Here is a 26,740-nt window from a genome sequence, read left to right as displayed (position 1 = left end):
TTTGTCCTCAAATAGATTTGGTAATTTCTTGACGTATCCTTGATAAGGTTCTGCGGGTGATGCCCAAATAGGAAGCGATATCCTCCACCGTTGCTTTTTGTACCACTTGAGGCTGTTCTTTTAACAGTCGTAAATATTTTTCTTTAGCAGTTTCGTTGTTCAGAACGGAGGCATATTGTTCCATCTCCATGTATTCTTTTTCCGCTATAGCCCTACCAATGGTTTGCCAAATAATACTCTTGGCATATAGTTTTTGTAAATTATCGTAATCAATAACCAACAGCTCTGTTTCTTCAATAGCTTGCAAACTAAGATGCGAAGGTTGCTGGGTAGTAAAGCTTTTGTAGGAAGTAGTCAAGCGATTTTCTGTGCAAAAACATGAAGTTATGTCTTCACCTTTATCGTTGATATAGTAGGTTCTCAATGTACCTTTTAGGATAAAAGCAACATGTTGGCATATCTTATTTTGCTTCGCAAAGAAATCGCCTTTTTTCAAATTTTGGTTGGTAAAATAAGAAATAGTCTCCTCAAATTCCTTATCTGTAATAGGAGCAAGTTCTCTCAAAAAATATTTAAATTTATCCATATCTCCAAAATTATTAATTGCGAGGTTGTTAGGGCATTTAGAAAAATATAGCTTTTTCACTTTTCACTTTTAGTAGTATTTTCTCTTAATACAGATACCTAATACACTATTATAATTTTGCCATAGTATTTGATAATAACGCCTGAAGGATTTTAAGATAATTTACCATGTAGAGAATAGTTTCAGACTAGTATTCTGTAAGAAAATTAGTAAGGAGAGAGGGATTCGAACCTTCAATACACTCCGCTAGAAAAAGCCGCTTTACCATTTTGCGTACCTCCTTAGAAATAGCCCCACTTTCAAAATATCCTATGATAAGCAGGGCTCTTGTGGCTACTCATGTTCAAATTTTTTTAGGCTGAAGTTTCTTGCTCTACCCCTAAGCTATCAGTCCTTATGTAAAAAAATCTAGAGGACTGAATCGGATTCGAACCGATGCCAAGAAAAAGGAAAATTTGACTTTCACCGATTAAACTCAACTTAAAGCTCAACTCACAAAGATAAATCTGATTATCTAGCATCATCAATCTTACGCTAAAGCTAAAGTTAGAGTTGTTTCTTTATGATGTAATGATAAACATCACATTATAAGTTATTTATGTAAATAATCAAAAATCACCTGTCCAAGCTGACTCTCCACTACTTCCACATTATTAGCATGTTCTAACGCAGTAATAACAGCCTGAAGTAATTTTTCATATTTAACTAACATATGTGCTCTTTGATAAATGGTAAATTCTCCTGAAAAATATTGAGCAGTATATTCACCAATATTTACTTGAGTTGATTTTTCACCCACTACTGGTTGACGGTTTTTGTCAGGATGTGGATCTTGCAAAATATATGATTCTTTGATAGTTGTCTTACTATTTCCTTTTTCCAAAGGACTTTGCTGAATTCCTCGTTCTTTAAAAGCTATTTCTTCTGCCAAAACCCATATTACTTGCTCTGATCTTACTGGCAACTCTTTGTATAAATCACGTAATTTCCCTTCTAAAATAGATTTTAATCGTAATAATTCTAAAGAGCTAAATACTCCAACTGGTGTTCCATCTAAAATAAGTTCAGCTCTGGGAGTACCTGAAGCATTGGTTGCTTCAATGCTAAATACCACATTCAAAAAGTCTTTAGAACTTTCCGATAACCAGTCTAACTGCTCTTGTACTGTGGATGCTACATTCGTAAAACTACGTTTAGTGGGCTCATCAGCATATCCATCAAAAGGGATATAAGTTTTACGCTCTCCTCTAAAGAGTGTTTGCTTATTTTTAAATTTTTGAAATAAATCATCAATGGCATTTTTAAATACAGTTTCTACTCTTTCACGAATGCCCAGTAATACGCTTAATTTTTGCGGTTTCATAAGTTTATATATTTTGTTAATCTAACACTGTTTTTATATCAAAAGTCAATCCACGTCTTTTATAGTTGATCTAGTATAGGTTTTTGTTGCACAACTCAAATATAGGAGAAAAGAGCATAAAAATCAAATCTTATAAAAAACGGTTAGCTATTGTATAAATATTCAATATATTTACCTATGCAAGGATATTAAGAAATACAGTCCAAGATATTCTATCAAGTCATGAGAGTCTTTAGTACTCCACGTTTTATTGGACTTTTTTTAGTCTTTTTGAGGCAGGTAAATTTTAAACTCATTAAAAAATAAGCCCTTTTAAAAGGGCTATTTTCCAATTTTGAGTCTTGATTGTGTAGCAGTTGCTCTTCCTTATTACTTGTTGACATTCTCTATCTGTTTATTTCTACCCTTTCTTTTTCAGAAGGTACTTTTGTAAATGGCATTTTATTGAATTTTATGAAAGTTGTCAGCCAAGTGGAAAATGTCCTATATTTGAATGGTGAGTTATCAAAATACTGCCTTGTAATTGTTTCAAAGTCTTCTGGTTCACGACCTGTCAATTTTTTAACAATATCAGTTGGTTCTATATCAAAACGGTTGATTTGCATTTGTTTATTGTAAAAAGTAGATTGTATAATTGCAAATTTGTCAAACCCGAAATTCATTCCACTCATAATACCAGCTTTGAAAAACAACCAATCTGGGATATTCACTTTGGTAACTTTTCTACCACTAACTTTTGAGAAAATATTGACCATCTCCTTTGGTGAGATTGATTTGCTGCCTGTCGGAAAAAGCTTTTGTCCAAAGTAAGGTTCTGGATTTTTTAATAATGCTACAATGCAACGAGCCATATCTTCAATTGAAATCCAAGGGTTTTTGCCATTAGCGAATGGATTAGGCATCAAACCTAACTGCAAAACAAATTCTGTTATTACAAACACATTGTCAGCAAAATAGCCAGGGGCAAAATACACCACATTCAATCCTGAATTTTTCAATAATTCGTAAGACTTTCGCACATCAGCAGTCATAGCACTACCTGTATCAGCAAATTCAGCAATGCGTTGCCCCATAAAAACTACTGAATGTATGTTTGCTTCTTTGGCAGTTTCAATGAATAAGTTTACATCTTTTGCCATTCCTGATTTGTAAGGGTAACAATAATAAACATTCTGTATTCCTTTCAATGCCTTTTGCAATTGCTGTTTATTATCAAAGTCGCCTAAAGCAATTTCTGCACCTAACTTTTCTAATGCTAATGCCTTTTCATTTTTTGAACGCACATAAATCCTTACAGAATAACCCTCTTGTAAAAGTTGCACAGTACTAGCATAGCCTGTTTTACCTGTGGCTAACATGATCAATACTTTTGATTTCATTTTTTCTAAAATTTATTTATGACTGATTTATTGATAATTAATTGCCTGATGCTTGATAAATGGGAAAATAGCATTATTGGTACAATGCAAGCAGGCAAAAACATAAATGGGAAATGAAGCACTGCAATGTTGGGTTGCTCAAAACCAAATTGTTGAAAAGGCGTAGGTGCTGATAATATTCCGTTGATAACAATATTTAGTAGCAATCCAAGGCATAAAAAATTCCAAACGAGTAGAAGTGTCCTACTGATTTTTTGCTTTATAAAAGAGAAGTAGTAAACTATGGGTGCCGTTATACCAGCAATAATATCAAAATTCCTTCCTTCAAAAGTCATCAATTCAGGAACTGCTTTACCAATAAAAAGCCAATACAAAACTATTTCGACTAGAACTCTTACAACATGAATTATAGTAAGAACTTTTAAATCCAAGCAATCAACAAATGCTCTGCCTTTTTTGGTACTAAACTGAATAGTCGTAAATACCAAAGGTGGCAATAACAATAGTTGAAACCGTGGAGGCATTGTATTGGTAATGGTATAAAAACCTAAAATACCAACGATGGATTGTGCCAACAGCCAAACAGATAGTAGAATGATAAAACCTTTTGACTTTGGTGTTGCTTTGTAAAACAAGTAAAGCGTTGTAATGAGTGTTAGCCCAAAAGTGACATACACATAAAAAGGGATTTTTTCCATTGCAATAAAATTTGTTACTGCAAAGAAACAGTGACTAAATTTTATTGCATACGACAAATGGCGTAAAATAATTGAGAGCTATTTTTTTGTAAAATTCTGACGAATTCTGTTGAGCGTTCTCTCACTAATGCCCAGATAAGAAGCAATATGATTGAGATGGGCAAATTGAAAAACATCTTTGTTTGTTTCAATAAGTTTTAGGTAGCGTTTTTCCGCACTTTGATTGATCATAGCCAATGTACGTTGCTTATAGGCAACAAATTCCTGAACTATCATTTGTCTTCCAAACTCTCTGAATGCAGCAACTGAATGAAAAAGTTGGTTTAGTTTTTCAAAGTTGGTTATATAAACTTTGCATTCTGTCATTGCTTGAATATTCTCGGATGAAGGCAGTTTCAAGAAAAATGAGGCTGCATCAAAAACTACTCTGTTTTGCGAATAAAAATAGGTAGTTACTTCATTGCCTTCTGTATCAAATGTAAATACTCTTAAAAAACCTTCTGAAAGAAAAAAGTAACGACTTGTTTTTCCTTCTTTTAGTAAATAGTCATCTTTCTGAAATATCTTTTCTTCAAACTGGTCTACAATAATCTGTAACGATTGTTCATCAATAGCAACATTCGGGATATTTGTTTTTATGAAATTTATTAAAGCTGATTTATCCATTTTTTTATGCTAATTAATACTTTGTGTCACTTCTAAGCCTAAAGATAAAGTATCGTGGTTTACAGAAGTTGTAAATTTGATTATCTTTCACTAAATCCCTGAATGTAAAAGTACAAAAAAATAAATCTAGGTCTAAATAACACCTTTTTTAGACTATTTTAATAAGAATTTTTAAGTAAGCAGATTTTAAGTTTATTTGTTAATGTATAAAAAGCACAGCCCTTTGATGGAAAGGGCTATATAAAATTCATTTCTTCTCAATTTTACTGTTTTCCAATCTTAAGTCTGAGTTGTGCAAGAGTTACCATTACTTTGGTTCGGTTGAAGCCCTTTTCCATTCATATTTTCTCTTCAAATTTAATTTCTGGAAACAGACTATAATTAAAATATGTAGCATCATTTATAAGTACTTGCTAAAACGAAAAATTAGACAATTACAATGTTTAGTATTTTCATTTCATTGTGCTTTTTAATCGTGATATAATATTGTACATTCTTGAATTCCCTATTTTTTTTATAATTATACAAAACCAGTATTTTTCATTGTTTACTGTATACAAGTACAAGTAGTCTGTTTTTGATGAAGATGCCTTAATCAATTTTTGATAAATGAGAACTGCCATTTCTGTAAATCTTAAATGAGTCGAACTAATGAATATGAGATTATCCATTTCTCTGTACTCTACTCCATTTTCATCAAAACATTCTTTTATTAATTTAACTTTATCAATAAATCGAAACCGATAATGCAAAAGGACTTCCATTATATTTATGTATTAAAGTATTGGATTCATATTTTTAACTTCAGCTTTCTTCTTGCCAAATCTTTCAAACCAAACCTTCACATTATCGACAGCTAGGTAAACGATTGGTACAAAAATTAATGTTAGTAACATAGAAGAAGTCAAACCACCAATCAATACCCACCCTAAACCATTTTTCCATTCTGCTCCTGCACCTTGGGCAATGGCAATGGGTATCATACCAAAAACCAAAGCAAGGGTTGTCATTAAAATAGGTCTTAATCTTGTTTTACCTGCTTCCATTAATGCATCAACTGTAGAATGTCCTCTTTCTTTTAAGTGATTGGTAAAATCAACAATTAAAATCCCATTCTTGGCTACCAAACCGAGCATCATAATAATACCCAAACCAGTAAATAAGCTAAAGCTTGACTTTGCCATTGCCAATGCTAGCAAGGCTCCTATCATAGCCACAGGAATAGAGAACAACACTACAAAAGGATATACAAAGGAATCATACAAGGCAACCATAATTAGGTAAATTAATAATATCGCTATACCAATAACACCTAATAAAGTGTCTGTAGAGTCTTTTGCTCTTTTTATTTCACCTGACCAATTGTATTCTATTGTTTTTGGAATTTGCATGTTATCTAACTCTACTTGTATTGCATCTGCAACATTACCACTTGGTGTACCCAATACCTGACTTCTGAGGGTTACAGAACTTCTTCTATTTCTTCGTTCTAATTTTGAAGAACCAACACCATAAGAGAAATTAGCAAATTGGTCAAGGCGAATGATTTGTCCTTTATTATTTATGAAACTCAATGCTGCCACATCTGCTTCGTTTCTTCTATCAAATTTGTCTAACTGAACTTTAATGGTGTATTCATCTATACCATCTCTAAATTTGGCTTTATCATTGCCTGCAAAGGCACTTTGCATAGTAGCTCCTACCAAATTAATGTCTAATCCCAACTTAGCCATTTTATCTCTATCTAATGCTACTTTTACTTCTGGAAAACCTTCCTTGATAGAAATTTTTGTATCAATAGCACCAGGTATTTTTTGCACTACCTTCTCCACTCGCTTCACCAATGCTAAAACGGTATCAGGGTTTTCTCCTGAAAATATGAGTTCAATAGGATCGTCTTCATTACCACCCAAAAAAGATGGTTTGGCAGAAGTGATTTTTATTTCAGGAAATTTATTTTGCAGTTCATTTAAGCATTCAGCAGAAGCCTCATCCGTTATTTTAGCGTTTTCCTCTTTGGGATAAATTTTTACATTTATTTCTGATTGGTTATTATTGTTACCTAAACTAATTAAATCGCTTGAACCACCCACATTGGCAAATACAGATTTTACATAAGGCTTTGCCCTTAAAAAATCTTCTACCTGTTTTGTAGTAACATTATTTTGTTGAAAGGTTACACTTTTATCATATTCCAGTTTAATGATAAATTCCCTCTGATCACCCTGTCTTACAAATTCACTTCCAATAAATCCAAATCTTGCCAACTGACCAGAAGCTATAATCATTGCTACAACAGCTAATGCTGTTATAATTTTATGACTTAAACACCACTTTAATGCACCTGCATAAAAGTGAATAATGTTATCAATACCATTTTCTAAACCACGTAAAAACCACCCCCAAATACCTTTCTTAGTTTTTACATCTTCTACCCTTGCAAAACGAGAAGCCAACCAAGGTGTAACAGTGAACGATACAAACAAACTCATTAAGGTAGATACCACTACTACTGCAGCAAATGGAGCTAATAATTTACCTGTGGTATTGGTTAATAATAAAAATGGCACAAACACAACTATATCCACCATAGTAATGGATAGGGCTGTAAAGCCAATTTCATTTCTACCATCAATAGCGGCAGTACGTTTGTCTTTACCCATTTCCAAATGGCGGTAAATGTTTTCCAATACTACAATAGAATCATCTACCAGAATACCAATTACTAAAGACATGGCAAGCAAAGTCATTAAGTTAAATGTATAACCTGCCAGATACATGGTAATAATGGCAGTAACTAAAGAGCAAGGCACAGCCACCATTACTATAAATGAGTTTCGTAAACTGTGCAGGAAAATGAGCATTACTGCTGCTACTAATAAAATTGCAATCAGCAAATCGTGTTGTACTGCTTCTGCTGCTTCTAATGCAAATGAACTGGTATCTATGGCTACAACAAATTTTAAATTAATGTTGCTGTACTTACTTTCTAATTCAACTATTTTATCTCTTACTGCTTTACTTACTGCAACAGAATTGGCATCAGTTCTCTTTCTTACTTGTACACCTACTGCTTCTTTACCATCTAGGCGATTTATATTATTGATGTCTCTTTTACTATCAATCACTTCAGCAATGTCTTGTAACTTAACTGTGCTACCTGTTCTTGAAGTAGAAACAATCAAATTTTTCAATTGCTCCAATTGTGTAAACTTACCTGTCAAACGAACCACAGTTTGTGAATTTCCCTGCTCAATTCTACCAGTTGGAAAATCGAGGTTGGCATTATTAATAGCTTGGTTAACTTGCAATATGGACAAACCATAAACCGTTAATTTTTCTTGATTAATATTTACCCTGATTTCTCTCTCTTCTCCGCCTAATAATTCAACACTACCAACCCCCTCTAACTGCGATAGCTGGGGAATAATTCTATTTTTTAATTCTGAAAAAAATTGTGTGGAGGTCAAATTAGATGTAGTACTGATACGCAATACAGGTAAATCATTGAATGATAGTTCCGAAACTGAAGGTGTTTCAGCATCGGTTGGCAATATTCCTTGTATACTGTTTATTTTTGCAATTACATCTTGCTTTACTGCTTTTAACGAAACATCGTTTGATAGCTCTAATGAAACAAGCGAAAGCCCTTCATAGGAAGATGAATTGATAGACACGATACCATTTTGGTTGGACAATTGGTCTTCAATTTTTTTAGTTACCTGACTTTCAATTTCATTAGGTGCAGCACCTGGATAGACAGTTGTTATGGATAGCAACTGGGGTGTAAATCGGGGTAAAATTTCATAGCCAATACGACTATATGTTAATACGCCACCAAGTAATAGCACTAAAAATAGTACAATAATAAGCGATGGTCTTTTGATAGCTAGCTCTGTTAGGGTCATTTGCTTTTCTTTTAATAATCATTAATTATTTAACTGCTTGTGCCACTTTAATTCCATTAGCAAGATTTACAAGCCCACTATTGGCAACCAACTCTCCCTTTGTTAAGCCTCCAACTACTTCAATTTCGTTTTCTAAAATTAGACCCAATGTAACACTGCGTAAAACAGCTACGCCATTTTTTATTACATATACCTGTGGATTTTTTGTAGAACCAACAATAGAATTTCTGCTTACTACTAAAGCATTTATGGGTTGCTTACTCTTAAAATATGCTTTGCCAAACATTCCCGCACGTATGATATTAGCAACATCATTATTAACCTTAATTTTAACCAAGAAATTTTTAGAATCATCAGCCTTTACTGAAATATAATCTACTGTGCCAGATAGTTTAGTGCCAGCATAAGCATCACAAGAAACATCCATAGAACTACCCAGTTTAAATTGCGTTACAGCATTTTCAGGCACAAGAATATTGAGTTTCACAGAAGCAATATCTGTAATTATAGCAATAGGCATACCTGGTGAAACAATAGAGCCTAATTCAAAGCTTTTAGATGTAATGTAACCACTCATAGGAGCATAGATATGCATGTAAGTCATTTGCTTTTTAAGTACATCTATACTATTTTTAAAAGTTTTTACAGATAGCTCTGCTTTTTCTAAAGCGTTTTTTGTCAAGGCTTCATTTGATGCTAAAATTTTATTTCTTTCATAAGTACGCAATGCATCCTCATATAAAGTCTGATTATTTGCCAAATTCAAAGTCAATTCTTCATTGTCTAAATTTGCTATTAATTCCCCTTTACTCACAAAGTCGCCCAGTTCAATACCTATGTTGGTTACTTTTCCACTTCTTTCAGGTAATACTTGTACTTCTTTATTGGGTTCAAAAGAGCCAGCAAAAACAAAAGATGGGTTTATCATCTTTTGTTCTGCTTTTTCCCAAGTAATCAATACAGCTCTTGTAGTATCTGCTTTATACACCTGATTATTTAATTCCTGCTTGTTGGTACGTAGTTTTAAAAAGGTGAATATGCCAAATGCACATACTACCAATATAATGATGATTGTTGTTATTTTCTTCTTCATACTATTGAGGATTAATTTTTAATAAGTTCTCCGTTTGCTTTTTTAATATCTAACTCTGCTAACTTTAATTTAATGAGAGCATTCAAATAGTTCGACTGTGCTGCTTTTAATGTGTTTTCTACTGTAATCATGTCATTCAATGAAGCACTTGCATTTTTATATTCTAGTAATTTTTGATTATATAGTTTATTGGCTAAGGCAACATTTTTTGTTTGATACTCTACATCTTTAATGTATAGGTTGTAGCTGTTTAAAGCGTTCATTTGCTCCATTTGAAAGGTGTTTTTTAAATTTTGCAAACTATTGTTATTTTGTTGTTGCTGATATTTATTTTGTATCAACTGATTGCGTTTTTTAAGACCATCAAAAATGGGTATTTCAAGATTTAACTGGATAAGATTGGTTGCATACCATTTATTATTATAGGTTTTAAACAACTGAAATTCTGGATTGAAACCACTGTAACCAAAAGAACCTATAAGATTTAGATTGGGCAGGTAACCAGCCTTAATACTTTTTGCTTGAAGTACAAACAAATCGCCTGTCTGTTGTAAAGACTTATAACCTCTTCTTTTTTTATAGTTTGTAGTATCTATACTTGTTAAATAAGTATAATTGTTAGATTGATTTTCTTTATACTTTTCTATAACTAAAGCATAATCAGGTGCCAATCCCATATAGATTTTAAGTAAATAATACAGTTGGTTAATTTCGTTTAACTGGTTATTTAATACGGTTTCTAAATTAGCAACACTTAAAATAAGGTTGTCTATGTCTGATTTTAATGCCAGCCCTTGGTTGTACAATTGGGTGGTTAAGTCTAAGTTTCTTTTTAAATTACTGATGTTAGAGCGTGTTAAATCAGCCTGCAACTCGTTTATTTGAATGTTTAGGTAGGTAGCTGAGACATCATACACCACACCCTCTAATTTATCTTTAGTGGCAGTTTCACTCATACTCTTACTTAGTTTACTTATTTTGAGTGCTGATAGAATGGCTGGATTATACACCTGCCAAGAAAATTCAGCAGAGCCATTCATACTTTGAGGAACTAGCAACTGTGTAGCTGAATATTGCCCAGGTGGACCACCAAAAGCACTAGACTCAATTAATGAAGTGGGAACTGTAGGATAGTATTGATAATTGCTTTTTAGCTTTAATTGTGGATATAAATCGGATTTTGTTTCAGCAATTTTTGCCTGATTTATTAGCTCATCTAAACGTTTGTTTTGAATGTTTTGATTATTCTTAATCGCAATATCTATACATTGATTTAGCGAACTTGTATCTGCTGTTTGAGAGAAAACATTACTTGCCAGTAGAATTAAGAATAAGAGTAGTAGCTGTGCTTTTTTAAGCCCTATTTTTTTGTCCATCTTTTTATTACATTATTTGGTAACACAAATATGAAAATAAAAAGATGGCTAGAATTGACTTAAAAGTGCATTAAGTTGGACAAAACACGCAATTTGTTTTGAATCTTATTTTTGTTAATCTCATTTCTAATTAAAAAACATCTATATATTGGTTAAATGCTATATTTTTCATGCTTTAGTTTGTATTCATAGATAAAATCAGCCTGCATAAACTTTCTGTTACTTCGTGATTTTTAGGGGTAAATAACGTATACCATACATTTTTATGGTTTCAATATTTACTTATTTATTATTTCTAAAGCTGACTGGGGTAGTGCCTGTATGTTGCTTAAAAAAACGATTAAAGTAAGCGGCATCTTCAAAACTTAGCTGGAAAGCAATTTCGGCAACAGACTGTTTGGTATCTCTTAGTAAAACTTGGGCTTCCAAAATTAGCATTTTGTAAATAAAACTCATAGGAGGGGTTCCCGTAGCAGTTTTTACGCTCTTAGTTAAATGCTTGGGTGTTACATTCAATAATTCGGCATATTCTGCTAATTTGCGTTTAGTTAAATAATACTTATTTACCAAACGTAAATACTCTTGTGCAATACGGTCAGCAGAGCTTAATTTACTATTATCCTGTAACACTTTTTCATATAACAAGCTACATTCTTTTAAAATGGCTACCAAATAATTACAAATACTTGCCTGTTGAACAATAAAATTTACTTCAAAGTCTTGGTGAACTTTATGCAATACTATTGAGAAAAACTGCGATTGACTTTCAGTTAAATTAATTAAAGGAATAGCATCTAAATCAAAAAAAGGCAGACTATTTAAAAAATTAGTTGTTCCTGTATGGGTATCAATAAAGGGCTTGTCAAACAAACAATAATAACCCTTAACATCAGCAGATACTTCTTTGACTGAGGTTATTTTACCTGGAGCCACAAAACGTATTTGTGATTTTTTTTGCGTTAACTCGTTCAAATTATCTGTTGAAATACATTTACCCTCTGTAATAAATATGAACTCATAGTAATTAGTTTTTATGCCTTCTTTCGGAAATTTTATGTATTTACTACCAGCTTCTATAGGAGATATTACAAAAAAACAGCTTTGCTTCATTGGCATAATTGCATTTAAATTAAAGCCATCTTTTTGAATTAAGGTATGGTCGAAATAATCTTTTATGAAAAGTTGTGGATCTACTATTTGAATTGTTTTATTTTTTTTCATTTAGATTACCATTAAAAACAACAAATTACCTTTGCTAAAATCAGGAAAATCCACTACTAAAAAGATTTTCATACTTAAAATTACTCAAAAAATGATTATGAGTACTAAAATTTTCAAAGATTTATGTCTTTATTATTATAAAATAGGTTTATACAACTTATAGCTTTCCCTGAAAAAAATATTTGAGAACCAAAAAAGTAATAGCTTAAAAAAGACTTGTTTTTGTTTGCAGTTCCAGACTAGAGGAATATATTAGAACGTTATTTTTTAGTTCAAAATTTTACTTACAATATAAAAAAACTATAAACGCAATAGTAGTCTGTATAATCCATTCATAAAGACTACCTTCAACTAGTATTATTGTTCAAATCAAAAAAATAATGATAAGTTTTATAAAAAACAGATAAATTACATATATTTATAGACATGAGTATGAAAATATTAGAATTCATAAATACGATTTATCCACTTCCTGACGATATTTTGGAAGAGGTAATTTCACATTTTCAACATCTTGAGTATCCAAAAAACTATTTTCTACTCAAACAAGGTCGCCCGTGTAAATACCTTTGGTTTTTGTTGAACGGTGCTGTTCGTTATTTTTATACAGATGAAGATGGGAAAGAGAGCAATGTTTGGTTTTCGCTTGATAATGATATTGTGGCTGATGGACCCAGTTTTGTCAATCAAATACCATCACGCGAAAGCATACAACTTTTAGAAGACAGTGAACTCTATGCGGTTGATTACAATAATTTTCAAAACTTATTGCAAAAACATCACTCCTTTGCTCTTTGGTATATCAATTTAGTTGAAAAATACTATGTTTTGCAAATTGAAGATAGAATTGCAGATCTCCAATTTCTTTCTGCCAAACAACGCTACGAAAAGCTTTTAACCCAATTTTCAGATATCAGCAATCGGATAAGTTTAGGACATATTGCATCCTATCTCAATATCACCCAAGAAACATTGAGTCGTATCAGGTCAGGAAAATTGTAATACTATTTTTTGACCTACATCAAATCTCTTTTTGATTTGTCTCAAAAGAATTCTAAGCCATCATTCAGAACTTTGCAGTAAATAATCAATCATTTAACTGCGAAAAATATGAATATTCAAGAGATTTTCGGTCATTTTTTAGAGGCTTTTATCGAACACGCCATCACCTACTCAATGTTCGTCATTCCTTTTTTTGTTGTTTTTTGGATATTTTGGAAAAAGTATTTCAAAGGAATTCGTATTCAGGAAGTAGAAAGGGCAAACACACACCATTTCAAACATGATGTATTCCATTCAGCAAGTACATTTTTTGTATTTGCCATTATGGACATCGTATTGCTTTACTTGCAATCGCAAGGCTATACACTCTTATATCTTGATATCAACCAATATGGTTGGGCTTGGGCATTGATAAGTTTTGCTTTGTTGCTCTTTATCAATGATGCTTTTTTTTATTGGTCGCATAGGGCTATGCATCATCCCAAACTCTACAAATTTTTTCACCGAATACACCACGAAAGTACAGACCCTTCTCCTTTGACTGCCTTTGCTTTTCACCCTTCTGAAGCAATCGTTGAAAATGCGATGCCGTTTCTATTGCCTTTTCTAATGCCATTGAATTTTGGGGTATTATTGGCTTGGCAAATTTTTGATATGTTGAATAATGTTTTAGGACATTTGGGTTATGAGGCGTATCCAAAAGGTTGGGTAAAACTACCTATTTTAAAGTACAAAACTGCCTCAACCCACCACAATATGCACCACCAATTATTCAATGGTAATTATGCCCTATATTTTACTTGGTGGGACAAATGGATGGGGACTGAATTTAAAGACTACGAAACCCGACACGAACAAATTTTTGAACGCAAAAACATCAAGAAAAGCTATGAAGGTTTGTATTCGCTAACGATTGCTGAAATTCGCCAAGAGGCAAATGAAGCTTTTACGATTCAGTTTAACAATGTACCTTCGACTTTCAGGGATTTTTCGTCAGGGCAACACCTTACCATCAAGGTTAATATCAAAGGTGAAACCTTGTATCGTACATTTTCAATTTCTTCCATTCCAAATAAAGATAATTTTTTGACTTTGACAATCAAAAAAATCAAAGGTGGCAAAGTTACAAATCATCTAGCCGAAAACTTGAAAGTGGGTGATAGTTTAGAAGTTACAGCCCCATCAGGTCAATTTTATCTCAATCCTGAACCAGCAAATCAAAAGCATTATGTGATGATAGCAGGCGGAAGTGGAATTACTCCTATCTACAGTATGATAGGCACAATTTTGAAGTTTGAACCCAAAAGTAAAATCACTTTGCTGTATGCCAACAGAACTTCAAATAGCATCATTTTCAAAGAAAAATTTGAAAAATGGGCAAATGACTTTTCTACCCAATTAGAAATCAAACACTTTTTGAGTGAAGAAGAAAATCCTCAAAATGCCATCAAAGGCTATATCACAAGAGTTTCATTGGAAGAATTGGTAAATCATTATGATAAAAACAAATTGGATTTTTATCTCTGCGGACCTGAAATAATGACCAACAAATTGATAGAAGATTTGCAATATTTGGGCATTAGTAAAGAGAATATTCATCGTGAATTGTTTTTAATCACAGCCCAAAATCAAATAAATACTTCTCAAAAGGCACAAGTTTTCGCAAAAGTCTTTGGTAAAATGTACCATTTTGAAACCCAAGAAGGCAAAACCATTTTGCAAAGTGGTTTAGACCAAGACATTCCATTGCCTTTTTCTTGCCAAAGCGGGCTTTGTGGAATGTGCAAAATGAAACGCACTGAAGGCAAGGTAAAAATGCAAAACAACCAAGTGCTTTCTGAACAAGATTTGAAAGCAGGTTATATTTTGACTTGTCAATCTTTGCCCCAAACCGAAAAAATTTCTATTCAAAACACTTAAAAATAGTAAAATGATGAATTGGATTTATCTTCTCTTAGCTGGTATTTTTGAAATTGGCTGGACAATTGGTCTTAAACAAATGAACGACCATAAAAATATAGGATGGACTGCTATCTTCTATGTAAGTATAATTACAAGTTTTTATTTTTTGCAATTAGCATTAAAAGTTATTCCAATTGGAACAGCTTATGCTATTTATACGAGTATTGGAGTAGTAGGAACGGTTATTATTGGAATGATATTTTTTAAAGAACCTGCAACCCTTATTCGGATAGGCTTCATTCTGCTAATCATTTTAGGTGTTATTGGACTTAAATTAACTTTAACTCATTAAAATACTTTATTTATGAAATCAATTATTTATTGTTTGCTTGCTTTTTGTTTGGTAAGTCAAAATGTAAAAGCTCAAAGAGTTACCCCTATTTATGCTGAAATTCTTGAAATGTTCTCTGAAATCAATGAAGATAGTATGAGTGAAACTATTCAGTTTACTACCTGTCTGCTCTTTCATTCTAGAAATAAGATATTCGCCACTGGTATTTACCAACATTAAGTTTTTGCTAGTCTTGATTCCCACCAAAACCCCTGCACTGCCAAAGCTGTAATTTTTTTAAAATCACTTCTTAATAGTTGATTTGAACCTATATCACGCATTTTTTTGTTTTAAAAATCTATTATCCCATATTTTCCGCTATTGTATTCATGGTAAGCAAGTTTTATTTCAACTTCACTATTCATTACAAATGGACCATGAGCTATAATCGGCTCTGGTATGGGTTCTCCACCAAAAAGCATAATATCTATATTACTTTCAGTTTCATTTTTGAAATGAATAGTATCACCTTCTTTCCCAAATAAAGCCAACTCAGCATCAGCCAACTTTTCAGTATTACTTACTGTTTCGCCAACAGGTATGTAAGCAAACACATTAAATGCCTCATCTATTGGTATTGAAATTTCACTGTTGCCAGCCAACTGAATGTGATACACAAACATAGGAGAAAATACGGGTATGGGTGAAGTGGCTTCTTTAAATGAGCCAATTAAAACCCTTACTTTACTCTCACCCATTTTTACTTCCTGTATGTCTTTGCTTTGTAGTGGAAAGTATTGTGGTTCTTCCTTTTTAAATTTTGCAGGAAGGTTTATCCATAATTGAAAACCATGTAAGAGACCTCCTTTTTCTAAATAAGCAAGTGTTGGCTTTTCATCATGCACAATGCCAGATGCAGCCATCATCCATTGTACTCCACCAGCACCAACTATTCCATGATGTTTCCTGCTGTCTTTATGTTCCACCTCACCGCTTAACAAATAAGTGAATGTGCAAAAGCCCTTATGAGGGTGTGCTCCCGTTCCTCCACTTTTAGAACCTGGCTTATGAACGATTGGTCCCATGTGATCTAAAAAAACAAAAGGGTTTACATCGTTCACTTCATGCGATGGAATAACTCTCCTTACTTTCATATCTGGCCCCAAGGGTGCCAATTGACCATGTGTTTTTTCTATAACCTTCTTGTACATAATTCTTTTTAAAATGTTACTCTTGAAGAAATGGATAATCTGTATAGCCTTTTTCTCCACCACCATACATAGTGGCACGGTCAGGGTGATTGAGTTGGGCATTTAATTCAAAGCGTTTTGGCAAATCTGGATTTGCCAAAAATAATGCTCCATAAGAAATCATTTTTGCTATACCTTTTTGTAATTCTTGTTCACCAGTCGCACGGTTATAACCTCCGTTGGCAATCAGCACATGTTTGGTCAATGTGCCAAATGTACCTATCACATCTCTGGGGTATTGTGGCAGATTATCTGTAGGGAACATAGGATTCATCAAATGAATATATGCCAAAGGCATTTTATCTAAGGAGGTAATCAGGTATTGATAAAGTGCTGTTGGGTTGCTATCAATAATACTGTTAAACGGAATGCTTGGTGAAAGTTTAATGGCTACTTTGCCTTCACCTATTGCATCCACCATTGCTTCCATAACTTCCAAAACAAAGCGACTTCTGTTTTCAATGTTTCCGCCATATTCATCTGTTCGTTGGTTGGCACTTTCTACCAAGAATTGATTAGGCAAATAACCGAAAGCGGCATGTAATTCAACACCATCAAAACCTGCTTCAATAGCATTGATTGCCGCTTGCTTATAGTCTTGTACAATTTGTTTGATTTCAGCATTTTCTAATGCTCTTGGTGTTTCATATTCTTTTGAGCCTTGAGAAGTAAAATGTTCTTGCCCTTGAATGGCAATAGCAGAAGGAGCAACAGGCAAAACCCCTCCTTTATCAATGGAGTGCCCCACACGACCTGTATGCCAAAGTTGGGCAAATATCTTTCCGCCTTTTTCATGAACAGCTTTTGTCACTTTTTTCCAAACATCTATTTGCTCTTGTGTATAAATGCCTGGAGTAAAAGGACTGCCCAATGCCTGAGCTGAGATATTGATAGCTTCTGTAATTATAAGCCCAGCAGAGGATCTCTGCTCATAATATACAACTGTACTTTGTGATACAATACCTTCTACATTTGCCCTGCTTCTTGTCATGGGTGCCATAGCCATGCTGTTTTGCAGGGTTAAATTGCCGATTTTTATTTCTTGTAAAAGTTTCATTTTTTGTACATTTTCTTTTTTTGCTATATTCTTATCAGTAGCAAAGGTAGTTATACCAAAGCTATAAGTATTGTACAAAAGTCGTATTAGAGGGTAATTATTTTACCGATTGCTTTTTAAAGTCAAGTGGGGTCATATTAAAGTGCTTTTTAAAAACTTTATTGAAATAAGAGGCGTCACTATAGTTAAGCTGATAGGCTACTTCAGTAATAGAAAAATTAGTATGCATCAAGAGTTTTTTTGCTTCCAACATAAAAATAGAAGTAATAAATGCAGAAGGTGTTTTGCCTGTGGCTACTTTAATAATTTCATTCAAATGTTTAGAACTGATAGAAAGTTTTTTGGCTAGGTATGCAATAGATTTTCGCTCAGGCATAAATTTAATAACAAGGTTTTCTAATTCCATAGTTAACTCCTGTTTTTTACTCAGTTGGGTTAAAGTATTTGTCCTTTTAAGATAATGTCTGTTCGCTAAATTTAAAAGTACCAACAAATAACTTCTGATAATATTCATATACTCCGTCTCTTTTTTGGAGTACTCTATATTTATTATTCTGAACAAGATTTTAATATGATTGCTAATCTTTTTTATTTCTGGAAGACCCTCAGCATTAAGTTTGAAAAAAGGAAAATTCTTTTCAATCGTTTCAGGATAATGTATATTTAAAAATTCTGACATAAAGAAAATGGTGTAGCCATTTGAGATGTTATCTACGTCCAACGTAATAATCTGCCCTGGGCTTGTTGCAATAAGCATATTGTTTTCAAATTCATAACAATTATTGTTGATGCAAATTTTCCCCTCCCCGCTTTCTATAAAGGTGAGTCCATAAAAATCTGTTCTATGTGCTTTTCTTTTCAGTCCTGAGCCTTTCATTCGCCTAATTTGATAAATACTAAATTCCTCATTTTCTGACTTAAAGCCATTTTCGTTTGTTTGCACCAGACTATTTATATTTTTATAGATAGGGATGTTCATAAATTAATTGTTTTTATAATACAACTTTAAGTTATTAAAATTGCATTAGATTCTGAAATTCTGTAAGTATTTCGCTCCAATTGTTTCGGGATTGGCAATAATGGCAATTTTTACCATAAATATTGATGTGGAGTTATGAGAATGGTTAATTGATTAGTTTCACGTATTTACTTATGTTCAATTTTTGAATTTAAGAAAAATACTTTCCTAAAAATGTCAGATTCGTTTTTAACAGATAGTGCCAAGTTTGATTTTGTTGAAACGCTTATTTGTAAAGGATAGTATTTGTGAAATTTATTGTTCATAAATAGTCCGAAATATTTGTCAAAGTGAAACATATTCTATATGGTTCGGTGAAGGGTACGGTTCACGTATTGGCAATGGTGGGTATTTTTAGCACTAAACTTCAATAGAAATACCAAAGTTTAAATATAAATAGAATTCCTCCAACCGTTTTTGACAATACTTTGTCAGGTAGTTTTTCATTTGTTGTAATATAATTTTTCAAGTTGTTTGATAAAATTGATTGTTTTAATACTAAATGTGGGTGGTTTTGACTTGTCTTTTTTTGCAGCTTTTTGATAAAGTAAAAAAAAGTGAAAAGGATTGTCAATGGTTTCCCTTAATTCATTTTTAAAGCCATTTACTACAATTGTTCGGGCCATAAAATAACCTGGATTGTGTCCACCTAAGTAATTAAATAAAGTTGCGATTTCTTCTTCTGACCTTGTTTTAGATGTGTCCGCAAATCTTTCTGAAAACCACTTATCAATGGTTCTTAACTTTTCTTCACTATTTATCAGGGTCATTGTTTTTAAGTCTGTAAACTCTGGTTTTTCAAATACTGGTAAATTGTTAAGAATATCAGCCGAACCTTCATTTAAACAACTTTCCATTATATCAACAGCAAACTTATGATTACTTTGAATAGAGCCTTTTAACTTGCTAACTCTCAAAAGATGATGAAGTTCGTGAGCTCCCAAAATCCCAAAATGCTCTTTTTCAAAATTGTAAAGCCCTGCCATAGAAAACATTATTCCATGCCTTGTTGCATTTGCCCCACTTTCAATTCCATGTATATAAATATTTAATGCATTTAGTCTTTCAGTAGGTTTTTTGAATTTTTTTGGCAACATAGTAATAGCAATATTGTAAATAGTGTCTAAATAAGCCGTTTCAGAAACTCGTTTGTAAAATTCTCTAATACCTTGTTCGTTCAAAAAATAGTTTTGATACATACCTATTACAAAAATATTTTGTAAATTTCTTGAATTGTCTTTTGGTAAGTTTATAATACTGTCAAGTTTAGATTTATTAGATGGTCTGAATACTATTTCAATAGCATTTCTATAATATAGTTCATAATTTTTATCCAGTTGTCTTGCCATTCCAAACCACAAACTGTCTGCTTTTGCATTTCTAAATTCGCTCCATAATTCGTTTGAAATTGGAATGTCTTTTTTTACAACATCAATGATTTTCCAAAATTTAGTTGCACTTTCAGTATTTAAATTCTGAGCACTCAAATAATTAGAAAGAATTAAAAGGAATAAAATTATAATGAATTTCATATGTTTGAAATGGGTATTTAAAATTACCAGCAACTCCTAAATGTACATATTTTTAAAAAAAATCTATATCAAAATTTAAACTTTGATATAGATTTTTATTTATCAGTGTTTTATATGTAAAACAATACAAATTTATTTAAAAATCATATGATATTTTGAGTCTAATAAGTTCTATCAATCCATTGTGTAATTCTTATAATTCGTAAGAATCAAGATATTTGACTTTTTAATATTCCATGTTGATTTATGTAAAAAACTTATAAGCAATCATAAAATTAAGGGTATATGCATAAATTCATTATAGGATTTACCCCATAAAACATTCTGCCCATTTCAACTTACTATCAGTATATGGTGCATATCTTAGCGATGGATCGAGCCATGTTGCTGTTTTTATCACCGATTTAGTATGACTCATGGTATCAAAACTATCTTTGCCATGATATTTGCCCATGCCACTATTACCAACACCACCAAATGGCAACTCTGGATTTACCAAATGTACCATGCAGTTGTTTACACAACCACCACCAAACTCAATATTCTGAATAAAGTAGTTTTTATTGTCATCATCGTTCGAAAAAATATAACATGCTAAAGGATGTCGATGTTTTCTTACTTGTCGTACAACATCATCGTTTGTTTTATAAGTAAGAATGGGCATAATTGGTCCAAAAATCTCTTCTTGCATGATGACATCATCCATTCCAACTTGGTCAATTAAAGTTGGGGCTATGTAACGTTCTGTTTCATCAAATTCACCACCAATTAATATACGTCCGTTGTTTAAATATTGTTTTAATGTTTCGAACCTTTTAGCATTTACTATTCGGGCTAAATCTTTTGATTTTTGTGGATTTTCGCCATAAAACAAACGAATGTTCTTTTTCATTTCTTCTACAAACACTTCTTTAATCTCCTCATGTACCAACAAATAATCTGGGCATACACAAGTTTGACCTGCATTAAAAAACTTAGCCCAAGTTAAACGTTTGGCTGCCACTTCAATGTTTACACTTTTATCAACGATAGCTGGGCTTTTGCCTCCAAGCTCTAAAGTAACAGGTGTTAAATGTTTAGCTGCCATACTCGCTATTTGGCTACCCACTTTGGGACTTCCTGTAAAAAAGATATGGTCAAAACGGTTATTTTCAATCAGAAGTGGTCCCATCGTAGAACCTGAACCTTGCACCACACTGATGTAATTTTTATCAAAGGTATTTTCAACCAATTTCTCTACTATTTTAGCTGTATGTGGCGTTTCATTGCTTGGCTTAATAATAGCACAATTACCCGCAGCAATAGCACCCACCAACGGAGCCATTAATAATTGAAAAGGATAATTCCATGGTCCAATAATTAACACAACACCAAGTGGCTGTTTATAAATATAGCTACTTGAAGGGTGCAAAACCACTGGGGTCGATACCTTTTTGGGCTTCATCCAATTTCTTAAATGTTTAATAGTATGCTCAATTTCTTCAAGCATAATGCCTATTTCACTGGTGTATGCTTCAAATTTAGGTTTATGCATATCTTGATGAAGAGCTTCTAAAATTTCCTCTTCATATTTTTCAATGGCTACTTTAAATTTCTTTAATTGCTCCATCCTAAACTCATACGATTGGGTATTACCATCGTCAAAAAAGATTTCTTTCTGATGAAAAATTTCTTTTACTTCTTCTTGTGTAAGCATCGTTTGTTTTAATTAAATTTTATAACTACTTCTAACCAATGCGTAAAACCAACTTTCAGGCAATCTTTTACGCAACCAAATTAATAATGGAGCAGGGTTGCCACTTGGGTAACGCAATTTGCTGGAATTATCCGTTGCCGCTTTATAAATTGTTTCAGCCACTTTATCAGGTGTAACACCATTTTTTGCTGGTGCTTGCGATACTTTTTCACATTTTTCCACAAACGCTTTATATTCAGGAAGGTTACTACCTGTAATAGCTACACGACCTTTTCCATAAAATTCAGTTTTTATGGTACCAGGCTCAATAAGCTTAAGTTTAATATTAAACGGCTTTAGTTCATAGTGTAATGATTCTGTAAAGCCTTCCACTGCAAACTTGGTTCCATGGTAAATGCTAAATAGGGGAAACGTGATTCTACCACCCATAGAAGCAATCTGTATAATGGTACCAGCCTTTTTTACACGCATATGTGGAATAATAGCTCTGGTTACACGCATTAAACCAAATACATTGGTATTAAATTGATTTTCTATTACTTCATCTGTCATGGCTTCAAAAACGCCATCAGCACCATACCCTGCATTATTAACCAATACATCTATTTTGCCAAATTGATTTACAGCACTTTCAATGGCATTTATTATGCTCTCGTTATTGGTGACATCTAACTTGAATAGCTTTACACTGTTTAGCTTTGTTAGTTCGACTTCCTTCTCAGGATTACGCATAGTTGCTGCTACATTCCAACCTTTTTGGGCAAAAAATAGTGCAGTGGCTTTTCCTATTCCACTTGATGCTCCAGTAATAAAGACAGTTTTGTTCATGGTTTTTTTATTTGATGTGTACAAAAGTATTATCAAAAAATAAAACATACAACATTAGAGTATAGTCTATACTTGTAATTTATTTTTCTAAACCTTATCTTTGTAAAATGTTAATAAATGAATTATCGAAGCGAACAGGCATTACTGTCCATACAATTCGGTTTTATGAGAAATCAGGATTGATAAAAGGTAAAAGAAACGAAAATGTAAAGTCAAATAACTATTTTCATTATGATGAAGAAACAGTTGAAAAATTAGAATTAATTAGAGATGCCAAATCAATTGGTTTTACAATTAGTGAAATTGCTCAATTGGTGGATGCTTGGTACAATAATAAAATGACTATTTCTGAAAAATTAGCTGTTTTAGATGAGAAACTTTTATCTATTAATGAAAAAATAAAACAGCTAAAAGAAATGAAAGAAATAATCAGTCAGTTTAAAAAAGATGTTATCAAAGATGATTGTTAGTGTCGTCCTGAAAAAAGTTAATATAAACATTTACTACTGTACAGTTTGAGTTATAGTTTGAGTATTGAAAAATTAATGAAATTAAATGAAATTGAATTCAAGCAAAAACTACCATTAAAAAAAGAAAATGATTTAAATCGCATAAACGCTGCAAAATTAAATCCAAATTTAAGTAAAATATTGAAAGACAATCTAAAAAGAGAAATACTTGAACTTGAATTATCTTATAAACAAAATTTAATGATAACTAAGTTGAATAATACTCCTTGCCCCACTTTTAACTTTACAAATTATGAGGGAGGAAAAACAAACCTTTCAGACTTAAAAGGTAAATATGTGTTGATTGATATTTGGGCAACTTGGTGTCGACCCTGCATTGAGGAGATACCATATATGAAAAATCTTATCGAAAAGTATAAAGATAAAAATATCGCTTTTGTTAGTATTTCTGTTGATTATGAGAAGGATTTTGAAAAGTGGAAATCAGTTGTAAAAACAAAAGAAATGAAAGGTTTTCAATTGTATGCAGATAAAAACTGGAACTCTGATTTTATTGTGGCATTAGGTATGTATCAATTGCCAAGGTTTCTATTATTAGACCCTGATGGTGTAATCATAAATTCTAATTCTGCAAAACCTTCTGATCCTGCATTAACTGAAACGTTCAATAAATTACTTCAATAAGAATTATAGATATGAAAAGATTGCTTATATCAATTTTAATGCTTGTATCAACAATTGGTTTTTCACAAACCGGCAAAACCATAACTAAGTTTGAACAGACTAAGTTACAATTCTCAATAGAACTAAAAAAGGGTTTTGTTGCCAGCTATGTGGATAAGAAGGCTTATGCTGAAGTTATATTTACAAATCCAAAATCTTATGCAAATGGGGCATTGTGGAGCTATAATAAAAAATTTCACAACTTACAGGAATTGATAGTAATACAAGAAAAAGATACTGCATTTGTAAAGTTATCTAAAATGAAAATAATAAATATAAACGGAATGACTGCTTACTTTTTTGAAGGCACAGAAAAAGATGAAAAAAAACAAATAGTAATTTCTAACAGATTAATAATTGATAGAGACGGTTTTGATGAATTTTATTTGATTTATTTAAATGCTAAATCAAAAAAGGAAATGAAACCACTAATACAGATTATAAAAAGTATTAAAAAATTAAAAACATGAAACTAAAAAACTTTTTACTCAGCTCAACTCCCTTTTCAATTGATAGTGGAATACTAATCGTAAGACTAGTAGTAGGAATTTATTTTATCTTACATGGACATCAATTATTCAATTCAAAAGCTATGGAAGGTTTTGCCAACTATTTATCAAAAAATCTCTACTTCCCCTTACCACTGCTAATGGCTTATTTACGAACAGGTGCTGAATTATTTGGGGGTATCATGTTGGTTTTAGGTTTGCTTACAAGACTTGGAGCATTTCTTATCATGTTTACAATGCTGGTAGCTACTTTCACAGCTGGCAAAGGTGATATTTTTGGTCATGCAGAAATGACGGTTGTTTATGCAACTATTTGCCTGACTATAATTTTTATTGGTTCTGGGAAATATTCTTTGGAAAAATACTTGCTCAAAAGCTGAAATAACTTCTAAAAACAGTGCACAAACCCATTAAATTAGGGGAAAATTATGCTATGAGGCTTTCAATAAGCCTCATTTTTCTCATAAACCTTTTACAAAGAATGGAATTACTATCTTAGAGTGGACAAAAATTTGAGAGAGTTTTTAAACCTTTAAAATTACGTTGAACACATGTTGATTAACTTTTTTTGATTGTAATTTATTATTCTATTTTTTCGCCATTACTCAATCTAATAATGTTTTCGTTAATTCTTTTTATATTTAGTTCATCTACAAAGATAATAAATATCTTTAGCCTGACAGCTATGGTGAAGAACACCAAAAAAAGCGAAAATTATACTTTTTGGGGATATTTCTCAAAACCATTTACTTTTGAGTATAGTTATTAAAAAAATTATCAAACAATCAAAAATTATAATTATTGATCAATCCTAATTCACTCTTTTATGAAATCAAAAATTATTTCCCTTTCCGTTTGCTTTTGCCTTGTGCTGATGAATATTCAAGCCCAAATAGGTCCCAAGAGTTCTAAAATTGATGCCAACAAAGTACCTCAAGCCATCAGAACGGCTTTTATGAATAATGTCGGTATGGAACCCGTTACTTGGTTTAAGATGGTGGTCAATAATAAGCAAGTCAGATATGTAGTGGCTTATGAGAAACTTAACAATGCTTCGGGTAAACTCCTATCATATCGAGACCGATATGATGAAGCAGGTAATTTTACCTCTTCGTCAGAGTATAGAGGCAATGGCTCAAACAATGAAGACCTCCGAATTTATCTTGGAACGGGTGGGGTAGAAAATGATGTATATGAAAGGTTTAATAAACTCTTAAAAGAGTACAAGCTCATTAGCTTTGAAGGATTTACAATTGTTCCAGGTAAGCAACAAGAAAAATCTTTTGGAGGACACCGATTCGTATTGCAAGACAAAGAAAAACAAAAAGTAGTAAAATACTTTGATAGCAACATGAAAGAAATTAACATGACCAAATATCCAATTCGTTTGATAGAATTGGAAGAAATGGACAAGTAAGCATACCTGAGTAATTAATGGCAACAAGCTCGTCACAAAGGAACAAATGAAATTAGACATCTTTGAACCGAACAAAGTGAGCTCAGCGAAGCTAGTATATTGAAATTTGGTATAATCAAAAAAGAAGACATTTTGCTATTAGTTATATGACTATTAATGAGTTCAATCATAAATCAAATTTTTATTCGTCTGTCGCTTAAAATTTTGTCCACTTTTTCCTTGCAAATTCACTTTGACTTACAATTTGAAGAAATACTTAAAATACATACATCCCAAAGTAGTGAGTTCATGTCAAATGATGAATACACTTGAAAAACTCTCAAAATCTTGTAATAAAGCTTTTTTTAGCCTTTTCAAGACAGGTAAATTTTAGACTCATTTTCCATATAGAAAAAAATAAGCCCTTTTAAAAGGGCTGTGTAGAAAAGAAATTTTTCTAAGCTTTACTATTTGACATGCTTAAGTCTGAGTTGTGCAACAGTTAACAGGGGTAACTGTTGTTTTTCTTTTTAAGGTCGTTCAATTTTTTGTTTAATAGTAATTTGTCATTATCAGTTTTTGCTTTTTGTTGTGCCATTTCAAAATACGAAATAGCTTTTGCATTGTCAATGTCTGTATGTAAATAACCAAGCAAGGAAAAGTAAAAATGATTATCGGTTAGATTTAATTTTTCTGCCTCTATAATTGCAGTTTGTTTACCCCTTACTTGTGCCAA

24 protein-coding genes, 1 tRNA gene and 2 pseudogenes are annotated in these 26,740 nt (G+C 32.3%); 9 read left to right on the top strand and 18 right to left on the bottom strand.

Annotated elements, in window-relative coordinates; translation table 11 throughout:
- Positions 1 to 7 precede the first annotated feature (7 nt).
- From AD998_20735 to AD998_20685, 11 genes are all read right to left on the bottom strand, one after another.
- Positions 8 to 586, bottom strand: coding sequence for a cyclic nucleotide-binding protein (locus AD998_20735; protein KOY84429.1), 579 nt, complete (start codon positions 584 to 586; stop codon positions 8 to 10).
- 207 nt (positions 587 to 793) lie between these two features.
- Positions 794 to 869: transfer RNA gene (locus AD998_20730), tRNA-Tyr, on the bottom strand.
- A gap of 309 nt (positions 870 to 1,178) precedes the next feature.
- Positions 1,179 to 1,949: a hypothetical protein gene (locus AD998_20725; protein KOY84428.1), complete on the bottom strand. Its 771-nt coding sequence runs from the start codon at positions 1,947 to 1,949 to the stop codon at positions 1,179 to 1,181.
- A 386-nt stretch (positions 1,950 to 2,335) separates the two neighbouring features.
- The gene (locus AD998_20720; protein KOY84427.1) at positions 2,336 to 3,328 is read right to left on the bottom strand and encodes an NmrA family transcriptional regulator; all 993 of its coding nucleotides are present in this window, start codon (positions 3,326 to 3,328) and stop codon (positions 2,336 to 2,338) included.
- Positions 3,329 to 3,333: 5 nt separating this feature from the next.
- Entirely contained in the window at positions 3,334 to 4,026 is a 693-nt protein-coding gene (locus tag AD998_20715) for a hypothetical protein (GenBank protein ID KOY84426.1), read from the bottom strand.
- Positions 4,027 to 4,104: 78 nt separating this feature from the next.
- On the bottom strand, positions 4,105 to 4,692 hold the full coding sequence (locus AD998_20710) for a Crp/Fnr family transcriptional regulator (GenBank protein ID KOY84425.1): 588 nt from the start codon (positions 4,690 to 4,692) through the stop codon (positions 4,105 to 4,107).
- A gap of 452 nt (positions 4,693 to 5,144) precedes the next feature.
- A complete protein-coding gene (locus AD998_20705) occupies positions 5,145 to 5,456 on the bottom strand; it encodes a hypothetical protein (protein ID KOY84424.1) in 312 nt (103 codons plus the stop codon).
- 12 nt (positions 5,457 to 5,468) lie between these two features.
- Positions 5,469 to 8,600, bottom strand: a complete 3,132-nt coding sequence (locus tag AD998_20700) for an acriflavin resistance protein (GenBank protein ID KOY84423.1) — start codon at positions 8,598 to 8,600, stop codon at positions 5,469 to 5,471.
- Between the two features lie 25 nt (positions 8,601 to 8,625).
- Positions 8,626 to 9,693, bottom strand: a complete 1,068-nt coding sequence (locus tag AD998_20695) for a hypothetical protein (protein KOY84422.1) — start codon at positions 9,691 to 9,693, stop codon at positions 8,626 to 8,628.
- Positions 9,694 to 9,704: 11 nt separating this feature from the next.
- Positions 9,705 to 11,069 (bottom strand): hypothetical protein, encoded by a 1,365-nt coding sequence (locus AD998_20690; protein KOY84421.1) that lies wholly within the window; start codon positions 11,067 to 11,069, stop codon positions 9,705 to 9,707.
- Positions 11,070 to 11,351: 282 nt separating this feature from the next.
- Positions 11,352 to 12,290, bottom strand: a complete 939-nt coding sequence (locus AD998_20685; GenBank protein ID KOY84420.1) for a hypothetical protein — start codon at positions 12,288 to 12,290, stop codon at positions 11,352 to 11,354.
- Between the two features lie 426 nt (positions 12,291 to 12,716).
- Here AD998_20685 and AD998_20680 point away from each other — a divergent pair, with 426 nt between their 5' ends.
- From AD998_20680 to AD998_20665, 4 genes and pseudogenes are all read left to right on the top strand, one after another.
- Positions 12,717 to 13,292, top strand: coding sequence for a Crp/Fnr family transcriptional regulator (locus tag AD998_20680; protein ID KOY84419.1), 576 nt, complete (start codon positions 12,717 to 12,719; stop codon positions 13,290 to 13,292).
- A 123-nt stretch (positions 13,293 to 13,415) separates the two neighbouring features.
- Positions 13,416 to 14,153, top strand: a pseudogene (locus tag AD998_20675) (hypothetical protein).
- Positions 14,154 to 15,225: 1,072 nt separating this feature from the next.
- Positions 15,226 to 15,546 carry a hypothetical protein gene (locus tag AD998_20670; protein ID KOY84418.1) on the top strand — a complete coding sequence of 107 codons (321 nt, stop codon included), beginning with the start codon at positions 15,226 to 15,228 and terminating at the stop codon, positions 15,544 to 15,546.
- 12 nt (positions 15,547 to 15,558) lie between these two features.
- Complete coding sequence (locus AD998_20665) at positions 15,559 to 15,765, top strand: hypothetical protein (GenBank protein ID KOY84417.1); 207 nt, start codon at positions 15,559 to 15,561, stop codon at positions 15,763 to 15,765.
- A gap of 110 nt (positions 15,766 to 15,875) precedes the next feature.
- Here AD998_20665 and AD998_20660 read toward each other — a convergent pair whose 3' ends face one another.
- From AD998_20660 to AD998_20635, 6 genes are all read right to left on the bottom strand, one after another.
- Complete coding sequence (locus AD998_20660) at positions 15,876 to 16,679, bottom strand: hypothetical protein (protein KOY84499.1); 804 nt, start codon at positions 16,677 to 16,679, stop codon at positions 15,876 to 15,878.
- A 73-nt stretch (positions 16,680 to 16,752) separates the two neighbouring features.
- On the bottom strand, positions 16,753 to 17,832 hold the full coding sequence (locus AD998_20655) for an N-ethylmaleimide reductase (GenBank protein ID KOY84498.1): 1,080 nt from the start codon (positions 17,830 to 17,832) through the stop codon (positions 16,753 to 16,755).
- A gap of 97 nt (positions 17,833 to 17,929) precedes the next feature.
- Positions 17,930 to 18,811, bottom strand: coding sequence for a hypothetical protein (locus AD998_20650; protein KOY84416.1), 882 nt, complete (start codon positions 18,809 to 18,811; stop codon positions 17,930 to 17,932).
- A 482-nt stretch (positions 18,812 to 19,293) separates the two neighbouring features.
- The gene (locus AD998_20645; protein ID KOY84415.1) at positions 19,294 to 20,382 is read right to left on the bottom strand and encodes a hypothetical protein; all 1,089 of its coding nucleotides are present in this window, start codon (positions 20,380 to 20,382) and stop codon (positions 19,294 to 19,296) included.
- Positions 20,383 to 20,689: 307 nt separating this feature from the next.
- A complete protein-coding gene (locus AD998_20640; protein KOY84414.1) occupies positions 20,690 to 22,078 on the bottom strand; it encodes an aldehyde dehydrogenase in 1,389 nt (462 codons plus the stop codon).
- A gap of 12 nt (positions 22,079 to 22,090) precedes the next feature.
- Entirely contained in the window at positions 22,091 to 22,906 is an 816-nt protein-coding gene (locus tag AD998_20635) for a short-chain dehydrogenase (protein KOY84497.1), read from the bottom strand.
- A 107-nt stretch (positions 22,907 to 23,013) separates the two neighbouring features.
- Between AD998_20635 and AD998_20630 the strand changes: the two genes are divergently transcribed.
- From AD998_20630 to AD998_20610, 5 genes and pseudogenes are all read left to right on the top strand, one after another.
- On the top strand, positions 23,014 to 23,376 hold the full coding sequence (locus AD998_20630; GenBank protein ID KOY84413.1) for a MerR family transcriptional regulator: 363 nt from the start codon (positions 23,014 to 23,016) through the stop codon (positions 23,374 to 23,376).
- Positions 23,377 to 23,427: 51 nt separating this feature from the next.
- Positions 23,428 to 24,060, top strand: a pseudogene (locus AD998_20625) (hypothetical protein).
- A 38-nt stretch (positions 24,061 to 24,098) separates the two neighbouring features.
- Complete coding sequence (locus AD998_20620; protein ID KOY84412.1) at positions 24,099 to 24,569, top strand: hypothetical protein; 471 nt, start codon at positions 24,099 to 24,101, stop codon at positions 24,567 to 24,569.
- Entirely contained in the window at positions 24,566 to 24,988 is a 423-nt protein-coding gene (locus tag AD998_20615; GenBank protein KOY84411.1) for a hypothetical protein, read from the top strand. Before AD998_20620 ends, AD998_20615 begins: the two co-directional genes overlap by 4 nt.
- 494 nt (positions 24,989 to 25,482) lie before the next feature.
- Positions 25,483 to 26,025 (top strand): hypothetical protein, encoded by a 543-nt coding sequence (locus AD998_20610; GenBank protein KOY84410.1) that lies wholly within the window; start codon positions 25,483 to 25,485, stop codon positions 26,023 to 26,025.
- 481 nt (positions 26,026 to 26,506) lie between these two features.
- Here AD998_20610 and AD998_20605 read toward each other — a convergent pair whose 3' ends face one another.
- The gene (locus AD998_20605) at positions 26,507 to 26,740 is read right to left on the bottom strand and encodes a hypothetical protein (protein KOY84409.1); all 234 of its coding nucleotides are present in this window, start codon (positions 26,738 to 26,740) and stop codon (positions 26,507 to 26,509) included.

Source organism: bacterium 336/3 (genome assembly GCA_001281695.1).
Lineage (GTDB): Bacteria > Bacteroidota > Bacteroidia > Cytophagales > Thermonemataceae > Raineya.
The sequence above is the reverse complement of the archived record's forward strand: the minus strand, read 5'-3'. Positions and strand labels throughout refer to the sequence as shown.